Here is a 21,947-nt window from a genome sequence, read left to right as displayed (position 1 = left end):
CGAAGCGGATGACCTCGTAGCTGAAATCCGCGTTCGCGACGGACGCTCGGGACTCTCCCTCCAGGGGCGATGCAGCGAGGTCGCGTCCGCTCAGGGGCGCCCTGCTGCGGGCGGCAGGATGGCAATCCACAGCCGTTCGGGCGGAACCGGGGCGCGGGTGTCGTGGGCGAATGCGGTCACGGTTTCGGCTTCCAGGCCCGGAAAGCGGTGGCGAATCGCGCTGATCACGTCGTCGCGGTCGCCGTCGCCGGTGAGCTTGTGGACCAGCACGCCACCGTCGCGCCGCAGGTCGGCTTCATTCATCCACGGACTCTGCGCGTCGCTGAACTCGAAGTAGGGGGTGGGCCTCTCGTCCGAATACGCGGTCATGCCGCTGATCACCCAGCGATCGCCGGCGATGTATTTCAGGGGCCCCGGCTGGCGCTCATACCACCAGGTGTGCATGAATTCGGCCTCTTCATGGCGCGGTGCGGCAGTCGTGTAGGGCGGTTTGCCGCTCAGCCAGGGATTGACCAGGATGCTCCAGCACACGCCGCAGACCTGCACCAGCAGCAGGGCGAGCCCGAGCACGCCGAAGCGGCGCCAGCGCGCCGCACTGAGCTGGGGCGGGAAGAAGAGCACCAGGGCGAGCCCGGCGAGCGAGAAGAAGGAATAACCCCAGCGTGCAACCAGCTTGATGTCGGCCGTCACTGCGAACAGCTCGGTCACCAGGATCGGACCGACTGCCATGATGAGGATGAAGCGGCGGTCGAACGAGCGAAGGCTGAAATTCCGGTCGCGCCAGCGCACGAACGGCGCATACAGCAGCAGCATGGGCAGCAGGGCGCCTATCTGTTCGAGCAGGAACCACAGCGGCGCATGGTAAGGGTGACGTGCCTGGGCCGATGCATGGTTGCCGGGCTGCAGGCCGCCCTGGGCGAGGTTCATGCTGTCCATTGCATAGTGGAAGGGCGCGAAATCATGCGTGATCAACCACCACAGGTTCGGCGAGGCGACCAGCACGGCCGCCGCGATCCCGGCGAGGAAGGACTTGCCGCGCATTGCCCGGCGCCCCTCGGGCAACGCGAACAGCGCGAACAGCATGACCACGAACAGGATCGCGGATTCGTACTTCGCGAGCGTGGCGAGGCCGGCGAACAGGCCGGCGCGCACCCAGCGGAAGAGGTCCGGACGCTGCAGCGCTTCGCGAAAGGCCCAGGTGGCCAGAGCCCAGGTCGCGAGCATCGCCACGTTGGGATTGAAGGTGATGGCGCTGATGTTGTAATAGTAAACGCCCTCGAGGACGACCACGGCGAGCAGCGCGCCAACCGGCCCGACGATGGGGAGCGCGATCCTGCGCACCGCCCAGAAGCAGGTCACGACCGACAACTGCCCCAGCAGGTAGATCGGCCATCCCACGGTCCCGAACAGGTCCGAGAACAGGGCGGTGAGCCACGGCGCAAGGAAAGGGTGCTTGTCGTAGCCGGGCTGCCACATGCGTCCCCAGGCCAGACCTTCCAGCGAGTCGGCAGGCGCGTTGTGGTAGAGCAGGGCAGGGAGCAAGGTCCACACCAGGATGTGGCCGGTGCACAACCAGCGGAAGATGCGGCTCGCCGTCTGCGCGGTGATGGTGCTGGCGGGCTCTTCCACTGCGCCGGGCAGGGCACCTGCCGGATTGGCGGCGTCCAGGTGTACGGTTGGCACGCCACGCATGGCGGGCGCCGTGTGTTGCCGGGTGGGGATCAGCTCAGTAAGCATGAGGCGCAGGGACTCGCAAGCTCGGATCGGCTCCGGTGATGGGTCGCCGCGATCGCCCATCGGGCGGTAAGCGCGATCGCGGCCACGCCAGCGTTGTTGGAGCAACAGCCTGCATCCTGGAACATGCCCGCCTTCAAATTCCTGACATTTTCCTGTCGGTTAGCAGCACGACCATTCCCCGCCGTGTGGCGCTGCGCGGCGGGAGGGTCCGGCCCTCCCTCATTGACGCAGTGCGAATCGAGGCGGCTCGGTTCGTATTGCCGGCCGCAAGCCAAATGACAGCTTCGATGGCGGAAAATGGCCGTTCATTTCCAGTGATGATCACGCTGTCGTTCGATGTCAGATTCGAGAGTGTTCTTTCCGCGCCAGGTTGTGGATGCCACCGGCAACAGGTGGGACTGGATCGTCCTGCCGCTGGTGCTGGCCCTGCTCGTGTCGCTGGCCTACGGAGCCGGCCAGATGGCGCGTCCCTATCATGTAGGCGACCCGCTGCCGCTGACGCTCAACCCACAGGCCTTGCCCTACTACCTGCTGCGCACCACCCTGCGGATGTTCCTCGCGCTCGGCGCCTCGGTGATCTTCGCCTGCGCCTTTGCGGCGCTGGCGGCGAAATCCCGGCTTGCCGAGAAGATCCTGATCCCCCTGCTCGACATCCTGCAGTCGATTCCCATCCTGGGCTTCCTGTCGATCACGATCACCGGCTTCATCGCGCTCTTTCCCGGCAACCTGCTCGGCGTCGAATGCGCCGCCATCTTTGCCATCTTCACCTCGCAGGCGTGGAACATGGCCTTCAGCCTCTACCAGTCGCTGAAGACGGTGCCTGCCGAACTGGGCGAGGCGGCGCGCGTCTTCCAGTTGTCGGGCTGGCAGCGCTTCTGGCGGCTCGAGCTGCCTTACGCGATGCCCGGCCTGCTGTGGAACATGATGATGTCGATGTCGGGTGGCTGGTTCTTCGTCGTTGCCTCGGAGGCCATCTCCATCTCCAACCAGAGCATCCGGCTGCCGGGCATCGGCTCCTACATCGCGCTGGCGATCGAGACGCGCGACCTCCCGGCGATCGGCTGGGCGATCGGCGGCATGCTGGTCGGCGTGCTGATCTACGATCAGCTCTTCTTCCGCCCGCTGCTCGCCTGGGCGGACAAGTTCCGCTTCGAGGAGAGCGGCGGCGAGGCTGGGCAGCGGTCCTGGCTGCTCACCTGGTTACGCCGCTCGGCCGGACTGCGCAGGCTGGCGGAACTGGCCGCGACGCTGCTGGAGCGCTCCTTCGCCTGGTTCCGGCGTGATTTCGATGGCACGTCGATCCGGGCGCGCCCGACGCCGTCCTCGGCAGGGTTCCAGCGCGGATGGGACGCGGTGATCGCGGCGCTGCTGATGTTCGCGATCTGGCACCTAGGCGTCTTCATCCACACCGAAGTCGGCTGGGCCGAAGTCGGGCATGTCTTCGGTCTCGGCTTCCTGACCCTGCTGCGGGTGCTGGTGCTGATCGCACTGGCTGCCGTCGTCTGGGTGCCGGTGGGGATCTGGGTCGGGCTCAATCCTCGGATTGCAGAGCGGGTGCAGGCGGCGGCGCAGTTTCTTGCCGCCTTTCCGGCAAACCTGATGTTTCCGGTGGCGGTGATGCTGATCGTGCGCTGGAAGCTCGACCCGGAGCTGTGGCTGTCTCCGCTGATGATCTTCGGTACGCAGTGGTACCTGCTGTTCAACGTCGTGGCCGGCGCATCGAGCGTGCCGGCCGAGCTGCGCCTTGCGGCGCGCAACCTCGGCCTGAGGGGAGGCCTCAAGTGGCGGCGGTACTACCTGCCTGCGGTGTTCCCGAGCTTCGTCACCGGTGCCATCACCGCCAGCGGCGGCGCGTGGAACGCCAGCATCGTTGCGGAGTACGTCACCTGGGGGGATACCACGCTGAAGGCGCATGGCATCGGCAGTTACGTGGCCGAGATGACCGCGAGCGGGGATTTCCCGCGCATCGCCCTGGGCATCGGAGTGATGTGCGTCTACGTGATGGCATTGAACCGCTTCTTCTGGCGCAGGCTGTACCAGCTCGCCGAAGATCGCATGCACTACTGAGACGAGCCTGTCCATGTCTTCCGACCTCAAGACCTCGCCCATCCTCGAGCTCTCTGCCGTGGGGAAATCCTTCCGCTCGGCGGACGGCACTGCGCGCGCGGTGCTGCAGAACGTCGACTTCACGCTGCACGAGGGAGAAATCGTCGCCCTGCTGGGGCAGTCCGGCTCCGGCAAGTCGACCCTGCTGCGCCTGATGGCCGGCCTGCTGCAGGCGGATGCGGGCGAAGTGCGGTACCGCGGCCAGCCCCTCTACGGCCCTGCGCGCGGCATCAGCATGGTGTTCCAGTCCTTCGCCCTGTTCCCGTGGCTGACGGTGTGGCAGAACGTCGAGCTGGGGCTGGAGGCGCGTGGCGTCCCGCAGGCCGAGCGCGAACGCCGCACCGCGGAGGCGATCGACATGATCGGCCTCGCAGGCTTCGAGGGCGCGCTGCCGCGCGAGCTCTCCGGCGGCATGCGCCAGCGCGTCGGCATCGCACGCGCGCTGGTCGTGCAGCCCGAAGTGCTGCTGATGGACGAGGCTTTCTCCGCGCTCGACGTGCTGACCGGAGAGCGCCTGCGCGACGAGATCCTCCAGCTCTGGCGCAGCGGCAGCATGCCGATCAAGGCGATCCTCGTCGTGTCGCACAACATCGAGGAGGCGGTGATGATGGCCGACCGGATCCTGATCTTCGCCAGCGATCCGGGGCGGGTGCGCGCGGAGCTGCCCATCGCGCTGCCGCAGCCGCGCAATGCCGACAGCCCGCGGGTGCGCGAGTTGATCGACGAGGTCTACGCGCAGATGACGGCCCGCAGTCCGCTGACCCAGGTCGAGCGGCGCGCGCATGCGAATCTGGCCGAGCGCCTGCCCGATGCCGACGTCAGCCGCATGGAAGGCGTGCTCGAAATGCTCGCCGAGCAGCGCTTCCTCGGCCGAGCCGACCTGCCGCGGCTGGTGGAGGCCGCCGACCTCACCGACGAAGAGCTGCTGCCGGTCGCGACCGCGCTGGGCATGCTCGGGCTGGCCCGCGTGGAACAGGGCGACATCGTGATCACCGCGATCGGCCGGCGTTTCGTCGAAGGCAGCAAGGTGCTGCGCCAGCAGATCTTCGGCCAGCAGTTGCTCGAGCATGTGCCGCTCGTCGCGCATATCCGCAACAGCCTCGAGCAGGAAGAATCGGGCGAACTGGCGGTCGAGCCCTTCCTGAGGCTGCTGCGCGAGAACCTCGACGAGGCGGAGGCCGGCCGCGTGTTGCGGGTGGCGATCGAATGGGGGCGCTATGGCGAGGTCTTCGAGTACGGCTACACCACCGGACTCATCCACCTGCCCGAAGGTGAGGGGAGCGAAGCCCCGGCCTGAGCGGGTCGGCGAGTCCTTCGCGGCTCAGGCCACGGCGACGCGCTCAGACGTCGGCGATCTCGCTGCGCCGCGGCATGTCCGCACCGCGGCGCGAGCAGGTGATCGCAGCCGCGCGGGCGGCAAAGTCGAGCAGGCGGGCGAGCGCATCGCCATCGAGCGCGGCGAGTGCCGCGGGAGCGAGGCGGTCGCTTTCGGCCAGGTGGGCGAGCATCGCCGCCTGGAAGGTGTCGCCGGCACCGACGGTATCCACCGTGGCGACCGTCGGCGCCGCGACATCCATCCGGCCGCGTGCATTCCAGGCGCTGGCGCCTTTCGCGCCGCGCGTGACGACCACCAGCCTGCACCCCGCCTCGAGCCAGCGCCCCGCGCATGCCGCCTCATCGACGCCGGCCCCGTAGAGCAGGTGCAGATCCTCGTCGCTGATCTTCACCAGATGGGCGAGGCCGGCCAGCGTGTCGACGCGCTCGCGCCAGCGCGCCACGGAGGGCTCCACGTTGAGGCGGATGTTGGGGTCGTAGGCGATCAAGCGCCGATCCCGCTCGCGCCGGACCAGGGCCTCCAGCGCGCTGGCGACCGGTTCCACCGCGGTGGCGTAGGAGCCGATGTGGATCGCGCGGAAGCCCGCGTCGAGCGCCGGCAACTGGTCGGTGGTCAGCAGCCGGTCGGCCGCGCCGTTGCCGTAGAAGGCGTAGCGCGGCACGCCGGCAGCGTCGAGCTCGACCATGCCTAGCGTCGTGGGCGCGTCGAACAGTGGACACAGCCGGGTGTCCACGTCCTCGCGCCGCAGCGTGCGCACCAGGCGTTCGCCGAGCATGTCCCTCGCCAGACCGCTGAGGAAGGCCACCGGCTGGCCGAGGCGAGCCAGGCCGACGGCGACGTTGAACGGCGAGCCGCCGGCGCGCGCGTCCAGGTGCAATGCGTGATCGGTATCCTGAGGAGACGTCGAAGACGTTTCCTGTGGGCGCTCACTAGCGATGAAGACGTCGAACAGGGCTTCGCCACAAACCAGAAACATGATGGGAACCGTGGTGTTGATTGAACGGAGGGCTCAACGCGGCGCCGACCAGCCCTTGTAGCTGGTGACGTTGTCGCGGGTGATCAGCGTCGACGGGATCAGCACCATCGGGCTGGCCGGGCGCTTGCCGTTGAGCACGTCGTTGCCGATCACGATCGCCTGTTGCGCCATCGCCCACGGATCCTGGCTGGCAGACGCCTCGACCTGGGTGTCGGTCCTGAGCGCGTTCTCGATGTCGGGCGCGCCGTCGACCGAGGTGATGACGATGCCCTTGCGCTTGAGCTGGCGCGCGGCGAGGTCGGTGCCGATGGCCTGCGGGTCGTTGATCGTGAACACCGCGTCGAGCTTGGGGAAGCGGGTGAGGTGGCCGAGCATCACGTTCATGCCGCCCTCGCGCGAGCCCTTGCCGTCCTGGTCGTCGGACAGCACCTTGATCCCCGGCGCCGCCGCGAACACCGCCTTGCAGCCCTTCACGCGATCCACCACGGCGGACACCTGCGGGCCGTTCTGGATGATCACGTTGCCCTGGCCATTGAGGCGCTTGACGATGTGTTCGCAGGCGATGCGGCCGGCCTGCACGTTGTCGGTCTGCACGGTGGCGTCGGCGCCGGCCGCGGCGACGTCCACGCCGACCACCGCGATTCCGGCCTTCTGCGCCTTCTTCACCGCCGGCTCGATCGCCTTCGGATCGGCGGCGTTGAGCAGGATCATGTCGACGCCGGCAGCGATGAAGTTGTCGATCTGGGTGAATTGCTTGTTCAGGTCGTAGTCGGCCGACACGGCCAGCACCTTGGCGCTGGGGTTGAGCTCCTTGACCTTGGCCTCCGCACCCTTGGCGATGGTGACGAAGAACGGGTTGCCGAGCGAGCCGACGGTGACGCCGACCGACTTGATTTCACGGGCCTGGGCGAAGCCGCTGGCGAGAGCGAGGGCGATGCCGGCGACGACGAGCTTGCGATGGAACATGGGTGTCTCCTCAGACCGGTCTGCTTTTCTGACCGCGACCCGGGACCGGGATCCGGGGCGCGGTGGATTGGAAATCGGCGTGCGGGATCGGGGGTGGGTTCAGGTGCGGGCGCCGCTCTGACGGTAGCGGTCGAGCGCGACCGCGCCGATGATGACCAGGCCCTTGATGATGTACTGCCAGATGTCGGACACGCCGAGGAGCACCAGTCCGTTGGACAGCACCGCGATGATCAGCGCGCCGATCAGCGTGCCGAGGATGGAGCCGACGCCGCCGACGAAGCTGGTACCGCCGAGGATCACCGCGGCGATCGCATCGAGCTCGTACGACTGGCCCAGTTGCAGGCCGTTGGCAGCCATCAGACGTGCCGAGGCCATCACCGCGCCGAGCCCGGCGAGCAGGCCCGACATCGCATACACGAACAGCAACACCTTCCACACCTTGATGCCCGACAGGCGCGCTGCTTCCGGGTTGCTGCCGACCGAGTAGATGTGCAGGCCGAGCACGGTGCGGCGCAGGATGAACCAGGAGCCGGCGATCACGGCAACGGCGATCCACACCAGCCAGGGCACGCCCAGCAGGTTGTCGTTGCCGATGAAGGCGAAGGGCAGATCGGGGTTGAACACCGTCTTGTCGTCACCGAGCAGGCGGGCGATGCCGCGTACCGCGGTCAGCGCGCCGAGCGTGACGATGAAGGGCGGCAGCCTGCCGAAGGCCACCAGGCCGCCGTTGAGCAGGCCGAACGCCAAGCCGGTGGCGAGGCCCGCGGCGATGCCGAGGAAGCCGCCGCCGGGCAGCATCGACGCCATCACCGACACCACCGCTGCCACCGCGAGGATGGAGCCGACCGACAGGTCGATGCCGGCCGTCAGGATGACGAAGGTCATGCCCGCGGCGAGCACGATGTTGATCGAGGCCTGCTGGGCGATGATCGACAGGTTCTGCCCGGTGAGGAAGCCTTCGGCCAGCAGGCCGAAGCCCAGTGTCAGCAGCAGCAGAACCGGCAGCATGCCGACGTTGCGCATCAGCGACTGGAAGCGCTCGCGCGGCGAGGCGGTGAGGGGGGTGGGGGCGGTGAGGTTGCTCATTGTCTTCTCCATGATCTTCTTCTCCTGCGGTGTTTCTCGTGTGCGGTGCGTCGCCGCCGTCAGGCGGCGCGCGGCAGGCTGTCGCCGCCGGCGCCGGTGGCGAGTTCGATGATGGCTTCCTGGGTGATGGCCTTGCCGGAATAGCCGCCGAGTTCGCCGACCAGCTCGCCTTCGCGCATGACCAGCACGCGGTCGGCGGTGCCGACGATTTCCGGCAGTTCGCTCGAGATCACGATGACGCCGACTCCCTGGCGGGCGAGATCGTTGATGATCCGGTAGATCTCGGACTTGGCGCCGATGTCGACGCCGCGCGTGGGCTCGTCGAGGATCAGCACACGCGGCTTGATCTCCAGCAGCCGCGACAACAGCACCTTCTGCTGGTTGCCTCCCGACAGCGCGCCGACGTTCACCCGCGAGTTCGGCACGCGGATCTTCAGGTCGCGGATGGCGCCGTTGGCACGCTCGCGCGCCTTCGCGAGGTTCAGCACGCCGGCGCCGCGGGCATCGTCCGAGCAGGCGCACACATTGATGTTGTCGCGCACGCTCATGTCGAGGAACAGGCCGCGGCCCTTGCGATCCTCGGTGAGGTACACCACGCCGGCGCGGATCGCGTCGAGCGGGGTGCGCAGCCGCACCGGCAGGCCGTCGACCATCAGCTCCCCGCCGGTGCGCTCGTCGGCGCCGAAGATCAAACGGGCGAGCTCGGTGCGGCCAGCGCCCACCAGGCCGGCGATACCCAGCACTTCGCCGGCGTGCAGGTCGAAGCTGCAGCCACGCACGCGGCGGTTGTCCTTCATGTCGCGCACTGCCATCACCACCTTGCCCGGTTCGTAGGCGCCGTGGTCCTTCTTGTAGAAACCGGACAGGTCACGGCCGACCATCATCTGCACCAGCGAGTCGGCCGACAGGTGGGCGCGGTCCAGGGTGCCAACATAGGTGCCGTCGCGCAGCACCGACACGCGGTCCGACAGCTCGTAGATTTCGGCCATGCGGTGGCTGACGTAGACGATGGCGAGGCCGTCGGCGCGCAACTGGCGGATCAGCTCGAACAGGCGCTCGGTCTCGCGCGAGGACAGCGGTGTGGTGGGCTCGTCCATCACCAGGATGCGCGCGTTGGCATGCACCGCGCGGGCGATCTCGACCAACTGGCGTTCGGCGATGGACAGGTCGCTGACCACGGTCTTCGGCCCGAAACCGGCGCCGAGCCGCGCCAGCACGTCGGCACAGGCGGCTTCCATGGCGCGGCGATCGACGCGCCCGCCCTGGCGCAGCTCGCGGCCGAGGTAGATGTTCTCGGCCACCGTCAGGCTGGGGCACAGCGCCAGCTCCTGGTAGATCACCGCCACCCCCAGCGCCCTGGCCGACAGCGGGCCGTCGATGAGCACCGGCTGGCCGTCGATGCGGATTTCCGCACCGGCGTCGGCCTGGTAGGCACCGGACAGGATCTTCATCAGCGTGGACTTGCCGGCGCCGTTCTCGCCCATCAGCGAATGCACTTCGCCCGGGTAGAGCGTCAGCGACACGTCGCGCAAGGCCTTCACGCCCGGAAAAGTCTTGGAGATGCCGCGCATCTCGAGCACTGGGCGGGTCTGATCAATCGGCATCGCGCACTTCCTCCATCGAAATGCCCCGGTTGCGCAGGATCTCGGCGCGCGGGGAGAAACTGAAGAACATCGGCAGGCTGGCGGCACCGACCGCGCCTGCGTCGGAGCCGAAGGAGCCACGCACCAGCTCGGGCACGCTGCGGCCCTCGGCCACGGATTCGGCCAGCGCAGCCGCCAGGCGGCGCTGCAGCAGATCGATCAGCCCGCCGTCGACATCGGCGTCGAGCACGATCACCGGCACGTCGAGGATGCACAGCGCCGAATGCAGCGGCGGCACCAGCGCATCGATGCAGTCCTCCACCCATTCCTCGACGGCGGGATGGTGGGCGCGGATGTGGCGCTCGAGATCGGCGTGGCTGGCGACGATGGCCCCGGAGTGGCGCAGATGGCGCGCCAGCGCATTGAGCGACGCGCGCGACAGCAGCAGGTCCCACTTGCCGGCCGGCTTCTGTGCCGAGGGCAGGTTGCCGGGTGGCACCGGCATCACTGCGATGTCGCCCGCGTTGCCGGTGACGCCGCGCAGGCAGTCGCCGTTGAGCGCGACGCCGCAGCCGATCACCGGCCCCATGAAGACATACAGGAAATCGTCGTACTCGCGCCCGCAGCCGTAGAAGAGCTCGGCGATGGCGGCGGCATTGCCGTCGTTCTCGCTGAACACCGGCAGACCGGTGGCTTCGCCCAGCTCGAAGGCGAAGTCGACTTCGTCCCAGGCGCGGAAGTCGGGCTGCGACAGGTTGAGCTGCTTGAGCCAGGCGCCGAGGTTGAAGGGCTGCGCCACGCCGATGCCGGCAAGCCGCTCGCGCTCCTCGGGGGTGATCGCCTCGAGCACCGCCTCGATGTCGGCCTGCACCAGCGCCAGCGCCTCGTCGGGCGAGGGCAGGGTGCGGTCATGCACTCGGCGGGCGAGGATGTTGCCGCCGAAATCGAGCAGCGCGGTCTCGATGCTGTCGCGGTCGAGCCGTACGCCGATGCCGAAGGCGCCCTTGGGGTTGAGATCGATCAGGGTCGCCGGCTGCCCGCGCTGGCCCTCGGTGCGGCGTCCGGTATAGACGATCAGCTCGCTCTCCTCGAGCGACTGGATGATGCTGCCGATCGCGGTGCTGGTGAGGTGGGTGCGGCGGGCGAGCTCGGCCTTGGAGGCCTCGCCCGAGCGACGCAGCACCTGCAGCAGCAGCCTCTCGTTGTAGCGACGGAGCCGCGCCGAGTTGCGGCCGCGCCCGCCTTGGGCAATTGCCATGGTTGTCTCCTTCCCGTCCGGGGATCGGCGGTTCTTATTAATAAATCAAGTTGGTTTATTAAAAGACGCGATCGGGAGGATGTCAAGCACCATGTGGAAAAATTTCACGGACGAAAAAGGCCCGACCGAAGTCGGGCCTTTCAGATGCGCAAAGGTGCGAAGGGCAGGTGTGCCGAGTCAGTCGACGCGTGCAGCGGAGGAAGAAAGCGTGCGATCGAGTGCCCGCGCAGCGCCCGCAAGCGCGGCGTAGGGCGCGCGAATGACGAAGGTCGGAATCGCGGCGAGGTAATTGCTGTAGCGCCCCTTGGCCTCGAAGCGTTCGCGGAAGCGCGAGCTGTCGAAGAATTCGCCCAGGCGCGGCACGATGCCGCCGCCGATGTAGATGCCGCCGCGCGCGCCCAGGGTGAGTGCGAGATCCGACGCGACCGTTCCCAGGAAGGCGCAGAAACTCTCAAGCGTTGCGACGCACGACGGCGAGCGTCCCGACAGCGCGCTCGCGGTGATCTCCGCCGCGGTCAGTGGTTCGGCGGGAGCGCCGCGGATCGCTGCATGTGCCTGGTGCAGCGCAACGAGGCCCGGACCCGACAGCACGCGTTCCGCCGACACATGCCCATGGCGCGTGGCCAGCCAGGCAAGCAGTTCCGCCTCGTGCACATCGCTGGCGGCAAGCGTGACATGTCCGCCTTCACTGTCCAGTGGCACATAGTCGTCAGCGCACGGAACGAGGCCCGACACGCCCAGCCCGGTGCCTGCGCCGATCAGGCCGATGGCGTGCCGCGCGACCGGCTCGCCGCCTCCCACCTGCAGCAGGTCCGTCGCGCTGAGGCCAGGCAGCGCCAGCGCCAGCGCAGTGAAGTCGTTGAGCACAGCCAGGCGCTCGAGGCCCAGGGTGTCGCGCAACGCGCGGATGGAGAACGCCCATTCGTGATTGGTCATGCGCACGAGGTCGCCGTCGACCGGGGTGGCGACGCCGAACGCACCGCAGCGTGGGCGCGGAAGCCCGCTGCTGGCGAGATAGTGCTCGATTGCTTCGGCCGGGCCGGGAAAGCCGGCGCAGGGCAGGGTGCGGACAGCCTGCAAGTCGCCGCCCGGCGCGAGGATCAGGGCGAAGCGCGCGTTGGTGCCACCGATGTCGCCGACCAGGCGCGGGAAGGTGTCTGCGGTACGAAAAGAGCCGGAATGCATGTCGGCGTCCTCGGATCGTTGCGGTTTTCGGTCATGGCCGGGCGGGAGGCCGGTGCTCCCCGCTACTTTGCCACGGGCGGCGCGGGGGCGATCCAGTTCCCGGCTCGACCGGACGCCGTCCGGGTGCGCAGGGGGCTCAAGGAACGCCTCGATCGTTCGGGCAATAAGAAGGAAAGAAACAAACAGAATAGCCCGGCTTCTGAGTGCTGATCCGGTGTTCATGTTGTGTCTCGATGGTCTGGATTGCCGATTAAGACGAGGAGAAGCTGCGAAGCGCGAGCTCGGATGCCTGAAATGAAGAAGAAAGAAAGCTACAAAGTGCTTGCGCAGAAAATGTAGCATTCCTACAATTTGACGCATCTCGCGCGAACCTTGATCGCCAGGCATGTCGTCGCATCCACGCATGCCTCCCCTCATTCGCCCGGGACTGCATCGACCACAAACACAAACGGAGACACCAGATGTTCACGAAGACCGCTGTCGCCCTCGGCATCGCAATCGGCTATTGCGGGCTGGCCGCCGCCGAGACCGGCAAGCCGCAACGGGTTGAGGAACTGGAAGCGCGCATCGCCAGGCTCGAGGAACAACTCGGCAGGGTGACCGCGCTGGTGCAACAGGCGACCACCACGGCCGAGCAGGCGAGCGGCGTGGCGCAGCAGGCCGATACCGCCGCAGCGGCGGCAAAGGAGGCGGCCAGCAAGCAGGCCGCGCTCAACGAGAAAGTGGCCGAAACGGCCGCTTCGTTCGAATTCGGTGCCTATGCGCGCGCCGGAACGCTGTCGAGCAGCAACATGTTCACCACCAAGGGGGTCGGCCCCTACATCACTCCGGCGGGCCGGCTGGGTGGCGCGGTCGGGCGTCTGGGCCTGGAGAGCGACACCTATGTGGAAGCCAAGCTGGCGAAGAACTTCCGCGCCGACGATGGCAGCTGGGCGCGCTTCCAGTTCATGCTGGCCGACGGCGCCAGCAGCAACAACGACTGGACGGCAGGCGAGAACGGCGTCAACGTGCGTCACCTGTATGCCGAAATGGGCGGGTTGGCGGCCTTCAAGGGCACGGCGCTGGAGAACGCGACGCTGTGGGCGGGCAAGCGCTTCGACAGGGAGAACTTCAGCGTCCACTTCATCGACAGCGATGTCATCTTCCTGTCGGGAACGGGCGCCGGAGTGTACGACGTGCAGGTGACGCCGGAGTGGAAAACCAACCTGACGGTGTACGGTCGCGACTTCCTCAACCGCGATGCCGACAGCGAGAGCGACAAGGTCCGCGGCAAGAGCTACATCACCACGCTCAACAACTACTTCGGCAACTGGCAGCTCATGCTGAGCGGAGTCCGCGCGCCCAACAACGGCACGTTCATCGACAGCGACGGCAACGTGCTCACCGGTCGCGCCACTGCCGGCTACCACGGCATGCTGGCCTATCACGAACCGTCCTTCTACGGGCTGGCGAAGGGCGTGTCGAAGAGCGGGGTGTTGTACGGCCACGGCCTGGGTGCCGAGGTCAAGCGTATCGGGGCCGACGCCACGCTGACCAACGATGCCATGGCGGTGCGCGTGTTCACGATGGGCGTGACGGATCTGGCGCCGAACTGGCAGATCGCGCCGGCGGTGATGGCCGAAGTGAGCAAGGATCGTTTCAACCCGGGCGACGAGTACAAGTGGGCGACATTCAACGTGCGCCTGAACAACGTCATCAACAGGAACTTCTCGATGCAGTACGAAGGCAGCGTCCAGTACATGGACCTGGACAGCACCCATTCGTCGGCATCGGGCAATTTCTACAAGCTGACGGTTGCGCCCACATTCAAGCTCGACCAGAGCCTCGGTCTCTTCGGCCGCCCCGAACTGCGCGTGTTCGGCAGTTACCTGCACTGGGACAAAGACCTGAACGGCTTCAGTTACGACAGCAGCGACAAGGTCGGCTTCGGCAACACGACCTTCACCGGCAGCAGCAAGTGGCTGATGGGCGCGCAGATGGAAGTGTGGTTCTGAGGCGTCGGGAGCTGCTGCATATCAGGGCGCGAGGGCGCGCCTCCGAACCGCTCGGAGAGGAGGGCGGCAGCCCTCAGGCCAGGCTTGCGGCGACGTAATCCGCGAGGCAGCGTGCGGCCTCGGTCGCGTTCTCGTCACTCATGTGCAGCCGCACGTCGAGTTCGCCCATGGCCGGAAAACCGTCGCGCTCGTCGAGCTTGCGCACGCCTTCGGGCACGGTGCTGCCAGCGAGCAGGGTGACGCCCAGGCCGGCGCGCACCGCGGCGATGAGGCCGCTGTAGCTCGAACTGGTGTAGACGATGCGCCAGGGCAGGGAGAGCCGGCCGAGCGCCTGCAGCACGCGGTTGCGATAGATGCAGGGAGGCGGGGCGATGACCAGCGACAGCGGCTGCTGTGCGTGGCTGGTGTGGTCCGGATCGGTGATCCACACCAGCGGTTCCGTGAGCATCTTGATGCCATGCGCATCATTCGGGTCATCGTGCAAGGCGATGACGAGATCGAACTCGCCCTTCTGCTGCCTCGCGAGCAGGTTCTTGCTCAGGTCGCACGTCACTTCCAGCATGACGCCCGGATGTGACTGGGCAAACTTGCCGAGGATCACCGGCAACAACGACGCGGTGTACTCATGTGGTGCGCCCAGCCGCACGATGCCGGCCACCTTGGGCCGCTGCAGGCTGCTCACCGCCTCGTCGTTTAGGGCGAGGATGCGTCGGGCATAGCCGGCGAGAATCTCGCCTTCGTCGGTGAGCCTCACCCGATGCGTGCCGCGCACGAAAAGCGGTACGTCGAGCAGTTCCTCCAGGCGCCGCACCTGCAGGCTGATGGCCGACTGCGTCCGTCCCACCGCGTCGGCGGCACGGGTGAAGCTGCCCAGATCCACCACCTTGACGAAGGTTCTCAACAGATCGGTCGGGATGTTGGCCATGGCTTCGTGACATTTCAAATATTAATGATTTGATTTCAGTTATCAAATCCGCAAATGGAATGATCGCCTTAGGATGCTCGCGCAACATCGAACGTCAGCCCCGTCAACCGTAGAGCCCCAAGGAGACAGCATGAGCACCCTGAAATTCACCGAAGACCACGAATGGCTGCGCGTCGAGGGCGGCGTCGCAACGGTCGGCATCACCGACTACGCGCAAAATGCGCTGGGCGACATTGTCTTCGTGCAACTGCCGGAAGTCGATGCGCATTTCGCCGCCGGCGACGAGGCGGCCGTGATCGAGTCGGTGAAGGCCGCCGGCGAACTGAAGATGCCGCTCGCCGGCACGGTGGTGGAAGTGAACACCGCGCTGGCCGATGCGCCGGCGACGGTAAACGAGGATCCGCTCGGCGCCGGCTGGTTCATCCGCATTCGCCTTGATGATCCGGCCGCAGTCTCGGGGCTCCTCGAGCAGGCTGCCTACGACAAGCTGACCGCCTGATCGTCCTTCTTCCGCCCGCTGCCCACGCCATGAACATGAACGACACCCACCTTTCCGCGACGCTCGCGCACCTCGAACAGCGCGACGACTTCGTCGGCCGCCACATCGGCCCGGACGAGAGCGAAACGCGTGCGATGCTGCACGCCCTCGGCCTCGATTCGCTCGATCAACTCGTCGACCGGGTGATTCCCGCATCCATCCGGTCGGCATCGCCCCTTTCCCTCCCAGAGAGCCGCACCGAAGCGGATGCGCTTGCGATGCTGCGCGAAATCGCGGAAAAGAACCGGGTGTTCCGTTCCTTCATCGGCACGGGCTACTACGATTGCCACACGCCGCCTGTCGTGCTGCGCAACGTGCTGGAGAATCCGGCCTGGTACACCGCGTACACGCCGTATCAGCCGGAAATTTCTCAGGGTCGGCTGGAAGCGCTGCTGAACTTCCAGACCATGGTGACGGATCTCACCGGCATGGAGATCGCCAATGCCTCGCTGCTCGACGAGGCGACTGCCGCCGCGGAAGCGATGGCGTTCTGCCAGCGCCTGTCGAAGAACCCGGCGAAGGCCTTCTTCGTGTCGAGCGACTGTCATCCGCAGACGATCGAGGTGGTGCGTACCCGCGCCGAACCGCTGGGCTTCGAAGTGATCGTCGGCAACCCGGCGACCGAGCTTGACGCGCACGAGTTCTTCGGTGTGCTGCTGCAGTACCCGGCGACGACCGGCGAAGTGATCGACTACGCCGGGATCGTCGCCGCCGCGCACGCCAAGAAGGCGCTGGTGGTGGTCGCCGCCGATCTGCTGGCGCTGACCTTGCTGAAGCCGCCGGGTGAATTCGGTGCCGACGTCGCGATCGGCACCACGCAGCGCTTCGGCGTGCCGCTGGGCTTCGGCGGCCCGCACGCAGCCTATTTCGCCACCCTGGACGCGCACAAGCGCGTGATGCCGGGGAGGGTGGTCGGCGTGTCGATCGACAGTCATGGCGACAAGGCTTACCGGCTGGCGATGCAGACGCGTGAGCAGCACATTCGCCGCGAGAAGGCGACTAGCAACATCTGTACCGCGCAGGTCCTGCTGGCGATCATGGCCAGTCTCTATGCCTGCTGGCACGGCGCGGACGGCTTGAAGACGATCGCACGCCGCGTGAATCGCCTGACGGCGACGCTGGCAGCGGGTCTGCGCCGCCTCGGCGTGACGGTGGTGAGCGAGCGCTTCTTCGACACGCTGAGCGTCAGCGTGGCCGACGCCGCTGCGGTGCATGCCGCAGCCCGCGCGCGCGGGATGAACCTGCGCGAGATCGACGGCCGCACAGTCGGCATCTCGCTCGACGAGACGACGACCCGCGCCGACGTCGAGGCGCTGTGGGCCGTGTTCGCGAACGGCGCGGAAACGCCCGCCTTCGACCTCGTCGACGGCCTCGCACCCGAAGCCCTGCCGCAATCGCTGCTGCGCACTTCCGGCTACCTGACCCATCCGGTGTTCCGTGCGCACCGCTCGGAAACCAAGATGCTGCGCTACCTGCGCGCGCTTGCCGACAAGGACCTCGCGCTCGACCGCACGATGATCCCGCTCGGCTCGTGCACGATGAAGCTGAACGCCACCACCGAGATGATTCCCGTCACCTGGCGCGAATTCGGCGGCATCCATCCCTTCGCACCTGCGGACCAGGCTCAGGGCTATGCGCAACTGACTGCCGAACTGGAGCAGATGCTGTGCGCCTGCACCGGCTACGACGCGGTGTCGCTGCAGCCCAATGCCGGCTCGCAGGGCGAATACGCCGGCCTGCTGGCGATCCGCGGCTGGCACGCGAGCCGTGGGGAAGCGCATCGCGACGTGTGCCTGATCCCGAGCTCGGCCCACGGTACCAACCCGGCCACCGCCCAGATGGCGGGCATGCGCGTGGTGGTGGTGGCCTGCGACGACAACGGCAACGTCGATGTCGGCGACCTGAAGGCGAAGGCGGCGCAGCATGCCGACAAGCTCGCCGCGATCATGATCACCTATCCCTCGACGCACGGCGTGTTCGAGACCGCGGTGCGCGAGATCACCGAGATCGTGCATGCCCACGGTGGCCAGGTGTATATCGACGGCGCCAACATGAACGCGATGGTCGGCCTGTGCGGCCCGGGCAAGTTCGGCGGCGACGTGTCGCACCTGAACCTGCACAAGACCTTCTGCATCCCGCACGGCGGCGGCGGACCGGGCGTCGGCCCGATCGGCGTCAAGTCGCACCTCGCGCCCTTCCTGCCCGGGCACGGCGTGACCGGCCTGAGGGGCGGCGGCGCGGTGTCGGCCGCGCCGTGGGGCAGCGCCAGCATCCTGCCCATCACCTGGACCTACATCACGCTGATGGGCCGCGACGGTCTGCGTGACGCGACCGTGATGGCGATCCTCAACGCCAACTACATCGCGACGCGCCTCGATGCGCATTACCCGGTGCTGTACCGCGGCGAGAACGGCATGGTGGCGCACGAATGCATCATCGACCTGCGCCCGCTGAAGGACAGCACCGGCATCAGCGTGGATGACGTCGCCAAGCGCCTGATCGACTACGGCTTCCACGCGCCGACGATGTCCTTCCCGGTGCCCGGCACGCTGATGATCGAGCCGACCGAGAGCGAGTCGAAGGCCGAGCTCGACCGCTTCTGCGACGCGATGATCGCGATCCGCGAGGAGATCGCCAAGGTCGCCAGCGGCGAGTTCGACGCCGGGGACAACCCGCTGGTCAACGCGCCGCACACCGCCGCGGCCGTGGTCGGCGAGTGGACGCATCCCTACAGCCGCGAGCAGGCGGTCTATCCGCTCGCCAGCCTGCGGGCGAACAAGTACTGGTCGCCGGTCGGCCGGGTGGACAACGTGTATGGCGACCGCAACCTGGTGTGCGCCTGCCCGCCGATGTCCGATTACGAACAGGCCTGAGGAGCAGCACCCATGAACGCATTTCTCGTCATCACCCTGATCGGCGCCGACCGTCCGGGGCTCGTCAATGCCATCGCCGACCGCGCCGCGGCGGCCGGGGCAAACTGGCTCGAGAGCAGCATGGCGCAGCTTGCCGGCCACTTTGCCGGCATCGTGCGGCTCGAGATCGCCGAGTCGGAGGCCGGCAAGCTCGAGGCGTCGTTGCGCGAACTCGAGGTGCAGGGCCTGCGCCTGACCATCGAGCGCGGTGTCGCCCAGGCTGCCGGCGCCAGCCTGCGCAGCCTGAAGCTCGAACTCCTCGGCCACGACCGGCCGGGGATCGTGCGCGAGATCTCGTCGGTGCTCGCGCGCCACGGCGCCAGCATCGAGCGCATGGAAACCATGTGCGAGAGCGCCTCGTTCAGCGGCGAGCCGCTGTTCCGCGCCAGCATCGAGGCGCACCTGTCGGCGTCGGCCGCGCCCGCCGACCTGCAGGCCGCACTGGAGGCGCTGGCGAACGAGCTGATGGTCGATCTCAAGCTGGAAGCCGCTGCGCAGGGCTGAAGCAATTCACCCGTGCCCGCGCCTGCGGGCACGCATCAAGAGAGCCGTACCACGTTCAATCGCGAGGAAAATGATCGCGAGTGGCGGCTTCCGCCAAAACGACAAGAAGGAGACACACCATGCAGTTCCTCAATGAGTTTTTCACCACGCTGAACGATCTCGTCTGGGGCATTCCCATGATCGTCCTGATCCTCGGGACGGGTCTGTTCCTCCAGCTTCGCCTGGGCTTCATGCCCATTTTCAAGATTCCCTACGGCTTCCGCATGATCTGGAAGAGCCGCAAGCCCGGTGCTGCGGCCGAAGGCGAGATATCTCCCTTCGCCGCGCTGATGACGGCGCTGTCGGCCACCGTCGGCACCGGCAACATCGCCGGTGTCGCGTCGGCGATCGCGGTCGGCGGCCCTGGTGCGCTGTTCTGGATGTGGATGACCGCGCTGGTGGGCATGGCCACGAAATACAGCGAAGTCTTGCTGGCGGTGAAGTACCGGGAAGTCGACGACAAGGGTGAGCATGCCGGCGGTCCGATGTACGCGATCAAGAACGGCCTCGGCAAGCACTGGCGCTGGCTCGGGACGGCGTTCGCCATCTTCGGTGGCCTGGCGGGCTTCGGCATCGGCAACATGGTGCAGGCCAACGGCATCGCCAGCGCGGTGCACAACGCCTTCGGCGTCGAAACCTGGATCACCGGCGTCGTGCTGGTCATCCTCACCGGTGCGGTGGTGCTGGGCGGCATCAAGCGCATCGGCGCGGTCGCGGAGTGGCTGGTGCCGTTCATGTGCATCGGCTACATCGCGTGCGTGGCCATCATCCTCTTCGTGTTCGCCGATCGCATTCCCGAAGCCTTCGCCACCATCTTCACCCAGGCCTTCAGCCCCACCGCGGCAACCGGCGGCTTCGTCGGCTCGACGGTGATGATGGCGATCCAGAAGGGCGTTGCCCGCGGCATCTTCTCCAACGAGGCGGGCCTCGGCACCGCAGGCATCGCGCAGGCCGCCGGCGCCACCAGCAACCCGGTGTTCTCGGGTCTGATCGGCATGATGGGCACCTTCATCGATACCATCATCGTGTGCACGATGACCGGCCTGGCGATCATGGTCAGCGGCGTATGGACCTCGGGCGCGACCGGTGCGGTGCTGAGCTCGCAGGCCTTCGAAGCCGCGATGCCGGGCGTGGGCAAGTACCTGCTGGCAGCCTCACTGGCGGTGTTCGCCTTCACCACCATCCTCGGCTGGGCCTATTACGGCGAGAAGTGCTGGGAATACCTGGTCGGCACGGTGAGCGAAAAGCCCTTCCGCATCCTCTGGACGATCGCCGTGTTCTTCGGTGCCACCCTCAGCCTGGACTTCGCCTGGCTGGTGGCGGACACGCTCAATGCGCTGATGGCGATCCCCAACCTGATCTCACTGCTGCTGCTGTCGCCGGTCATCGTCAGCCTGTCCCGCGAATACTTCGCCAACGGCGGCGCCGACGCCGCAGACGCCTCCACTGCGCCGGCGCGCTCGACCTACTGATCTTCGCCTGACGGGCGGGGCGCCGCGTTCCCCGCCCGCCGCAACCAACGTACTTCGGGAGACCCCCATGTTCGACAAGCAGATGCAGATTGCCGATTTCGACCCCTCGCTGTGGAACGCGATGGAGGCCGAACGCCACCGCCAGGAAGACCACATCGAGCTGATCGCGTCGGAAAACTACGCCAGCCCGCGCGTGATCCAGGCGCAAGGTTCGGTGCTGACCAACAAGTACGCCGAGGGCTATCCCGGCAAGCGCTACTACGGCGGCTGCGAGCATGTCGACGTCGTGGAGCAACTCGCGATCGACCGCGTCAAGCAACTGTTCGCGGCCGACTGGGCCAACGTGCAGCCGCACTCGGGCTCGCAGGCGAATGCCGCGGTCTATCTCGCGCTGTTGCAGCCGGGTGACACCATCCTCGGCATGAGCCTCGCGCATGGCGGCCACCTGACCCATGGTGCCAAGGTCAACTTCTCCGGCAAGATCTTCAATGCCGCGCAGTATGGCGTCACCGACGACGGCGTGATCGACTACGACGCGCTCGAAGCGCAGGCGCTCGAATGCAAGCCGAAGATGATCGTCGCCGGCTTCTCGGCCTACGCCCGCCATCTCGACTTCCCGCGCTTCCGCGCGATCGCCGACAAGGTCGGCGCGCTGCTGTTCGTCGATATGGCGCACGTCGCCGGGCTCGTCGCTGCCGGCCTGTACCCGAACCCGGTGCCCTTCGCCGACATCGTCACCAGCACCACGCACAAGACGCTGCGCGGTCCGCGTGGCGGCATCATCATCGGCCGCGCGAATGCCGACATCGAGAAGAAGATCGCCTCGATGGTGTTCCCCGGCACCCAGGGCGGCCCGCTGATGCACGTCATCGCCGCCAAGGCGGTCGCCTTCAAGGAGGCGCTGGAGCCTGAGTTCAAGGACTACCAGCAGCAGGTGATCGCCAACGCCCGCGCGATGGCCGGCGTGTTCGTCGAACGCGGCTACAAGATCGTGTCGGGCGGTACCGACGACCACCTGTTCCTGGTGGACCTGATCGCCAAGGGCATCACCGGCAAGGCGGCTGACGCGGCGCTGGGTGCGGCGCACATCACGGTGAACAAGAACACGGTGCCCAATGACCCGCAATCGCCGTTCGTGACCAGCGGCATCCGCATCGGCACGCCGGCGGCGACCACGCGCGGCTTCGGCATCGCCGAGGTCAGGGACCTCGCGGGCTGGATCTGCGACATCCTCGACGACATCGACAATCCGGCGGTGGTGGACGCGGTGCGCGCGAAGGTCACCGAGGTGTGCGCCCGCTTCCCGGTCTACGGCCGCTGAGCGGGGGCC

The 21,947-nt window shown here is 67.1% G+C and carries 16 protein-coding genes; 8 read left to right on the top strand and 8 right to left on the bottom strand.

The features are described 5' to 3' along the window. Positions 1–90 precede the first annotated feature (90 nt). Complete coding sequence (locus tag GH664_RS14860) at positions 91–1,692, bottom strand: glycosyltransferase family 39 protein (RefSeq protein WP_194270419.1); 1,602 nt, start codon at positions 1,690–1,692, stop codon at positions 91–93. Between the two features lie 381 nt (positions 1,693–2,073). On the opposite strand from GH664_RS14860, the gene GH664_RS14855 reads away from it, so the two are divergent. Continuing rightward, positions 2,074–3,804, top strand: coding sequence for an ABC transporter permease subunit (locus tag GH664_RS14855; RefSeq protein ID WP_153168864.1), 1,731 nt, complete (start codon positions 2,074–2,076; stop codon positions 3,802–3,804). A gap of 13 nt (positions 3,805–3,817) precedes the next feature. After that, positions 3,818–5,140, top strand: a complete 1,323-nt coding sequence (locus tag GH664_RS14850; RefSeq protein ID WP_153168863.1) for a nitrate/sulfonate/bicarbonate ABC transporter ATP-binding protein — start codon at positions 3,818–3,820, stop codon at positions 5,138–5,140. Between the two features lie 43 nt (positions 5,141–5,183). Here GH664_RS14850 and GH664_RS14845 read toward each other — a convergent pair whose 3' ends face one another. The 6 genes from GH664_RS14845 to GH664_RS14820 form a co-directional block, all read right to left on the bottom strand. After that, on the bottom strand, positions 5,184–6,155 hold the full coding sequence (locus GH664_RS14845) for a carbohydrate kinase (protein ID WP_153168862.1): 972 nt from the start codon (positions 6,153–6,155) through the stop codon (positions 5,184–5,186). A 33-nt stretch (positions 6,156–6,188) separates the two neighbouring features. Beyond that, the gene (locus GH664_RS14840) at positions 6,189–7,121 is read right to left on the bottom strand and encodes an ABC transporter substrate-binding protein (protein ID WP_153168861.1); all 933 of its coding nucleotides are present in this window, start codon (positions 7,119–7,121) and stop codon (positions 6,189–6,191) included. Between the two features lie 99 nt (positions 7,122–7,220). After that, complete coding sequence (locus GH664_RS14835; protein ID WP_256219474.1) at positions 7,221–8,207, bottom strand: ribose ABC transporter permease; 987 nt, start codon at positions 8,205–8,207, stop codon at positions 7,221–7,223. Between the two features lie 59 nt (positions 8,208–8,266). Further along, entirely contained in the window at positions 8,267–9,811 is a 1,545-nt protein-coding gene (locus tag GH664_RS14830) for a sugar ABC transporter ATP-binding protein (protein WP_153168859.1), read from the bottom strand. Then, a complete protein-coding gene (locus tag GH664_RS14825) occupies positions 9,801–11,048 on the bottom strand; it encodes an ROK family transcriptional regulator (protein WP_153168858.1) in 1,248 nt (415 codons plus the stop codon). Before GH664_RS14825 ends, GH664_RS14830 begins: the two co-directional genes overlap by 11 nt. Before the next feature lie 177 nt (positions 11,049–11,225). After that, entirely contained in the window at positions 11,226–12,233 is a 1,008-nt protein-coding gene (locus tag GH664_RS14820; RefSeq protein ID WP_153168857.1) for a glucokinase, read from the bottom strand. A gap of 461 nt (positions 12,234–12,694) precedes the next feature. Between GH664_RS14820 and GH664_RS14815 the strand changes: the two genes are divergently transcribed. Continuing rightward, positions 12,695–14,227 (top strand): carbohydrate porin, encoded by a 1,533-nt coding sequence (locus GH664_RS14815; RefSeq protein ID WP_153168856.1) that lies wholly within the window; start codon positions 12,695–12,697, stop codon positions 14,225–14,227. A 73-nt stretch (positions 14,228–14,300) separates the two neighbouring features. On the opposite strand, the gene GH664_RS14810 is transcribed toward GH664_RS14815, so the two are convergent. Further along, positions 14,301–15,152 (bottom strand): LysR substrate-binding domain-containing protein, encoded by an 852-nt coding sequence (locus GH664_RS14810; RefSeq protein WP_153168855.1) that lies wholly within the window; start codon positions 15,150–15,152, stop codon positions 14,301–14,303. A gap of 130 nt (positions 15,153–15,282) precedes the next feature. Here GH664_RS14810 and gcvH point away from each other — a divergent pair, with 130 nt between their 5' ends. The 5 genes from gcvH to glyA all read left to right on the top strand — a co-directional run bounded on the left by gcvH (position 15,283) and on the right by glyA (position 21,938). Next, positions 15,283–15,651, top strand: a complete 369-nt coding sequence (gene gcvH, locus GH664_RS14805; RefSeq protein WP_153168854.1) for a glycine cleavage system protein GcvH — start codon at positions 15,283–15,285, stop codon at positions 15,649–15,651. A gap of 29 nt (positions 15,652–15,680) precedes the next feature. Continuing rightward, complete coding sequence (gcvP, locus tag GH664_RS14800; RefSeq protein WP_153168853.1) at positions 15,681–18,563, top strand: aminomethyl-transferring glycine dehydrogenase; 2,883 nt, start codon at positions 15,681–15,683, stop codon at positions 18,561–18,563. A gap of 12 nt (positions 18,564–18,575) precedes the next feature. Next, on the top strand, positions 18,576–19,106 hold the full coding sequence (locus tag GH664_RS14795) for a glycine cleavage system protein R (RefSeq protein WP_153168852.1): 531 nt from the start codon (positions 18,576–18,578) through the stop codon (positions 19,104–19,106). A gap of 119 nt (positions 19,107–19,225) precedes the next feature. Beyond that, positions 19,226–20,617 (top strand): sodium:alanine symporter family protein, encoded by a 1,392-nt coding sequence (locus GH664_RS14790; RefSeq protein WP_153168851.1) that lies wholly within the window; start codon positions 19,226–19,228, stop codon positions 20,615–20,617. Between the two features lie 67 nt (positions 20,618–20,684). Continuing rightward, on the top strand, positions 20,685–21,938 hold the full coding sequence (glyA, locus tag GH664_RS14785) for a serine hydroxymethyltransferase (RefSeq protein ID WP_153168850.1): 1,254 nt from the start codon (positions 20,685–20,687) through the stop codon (positions 21,936–21,938). Positions 21,939–21,947: the final 9 nt, after the last annotated feature.

Origin of the sequence: Thauera sp. 2A1, assembly GCF_009469595.2 — a bacterium.
In the GTDB taxonomy this organism is placed as follows: domain Bacteria; phylum Pseudomonadota; class Gammaproteobacteria; order Burkholderiales; family Rhodocyclaceae; genus Thauera.
This window is presented reverse-complemented; position numbering and strand designations above follow the sequence as displayed.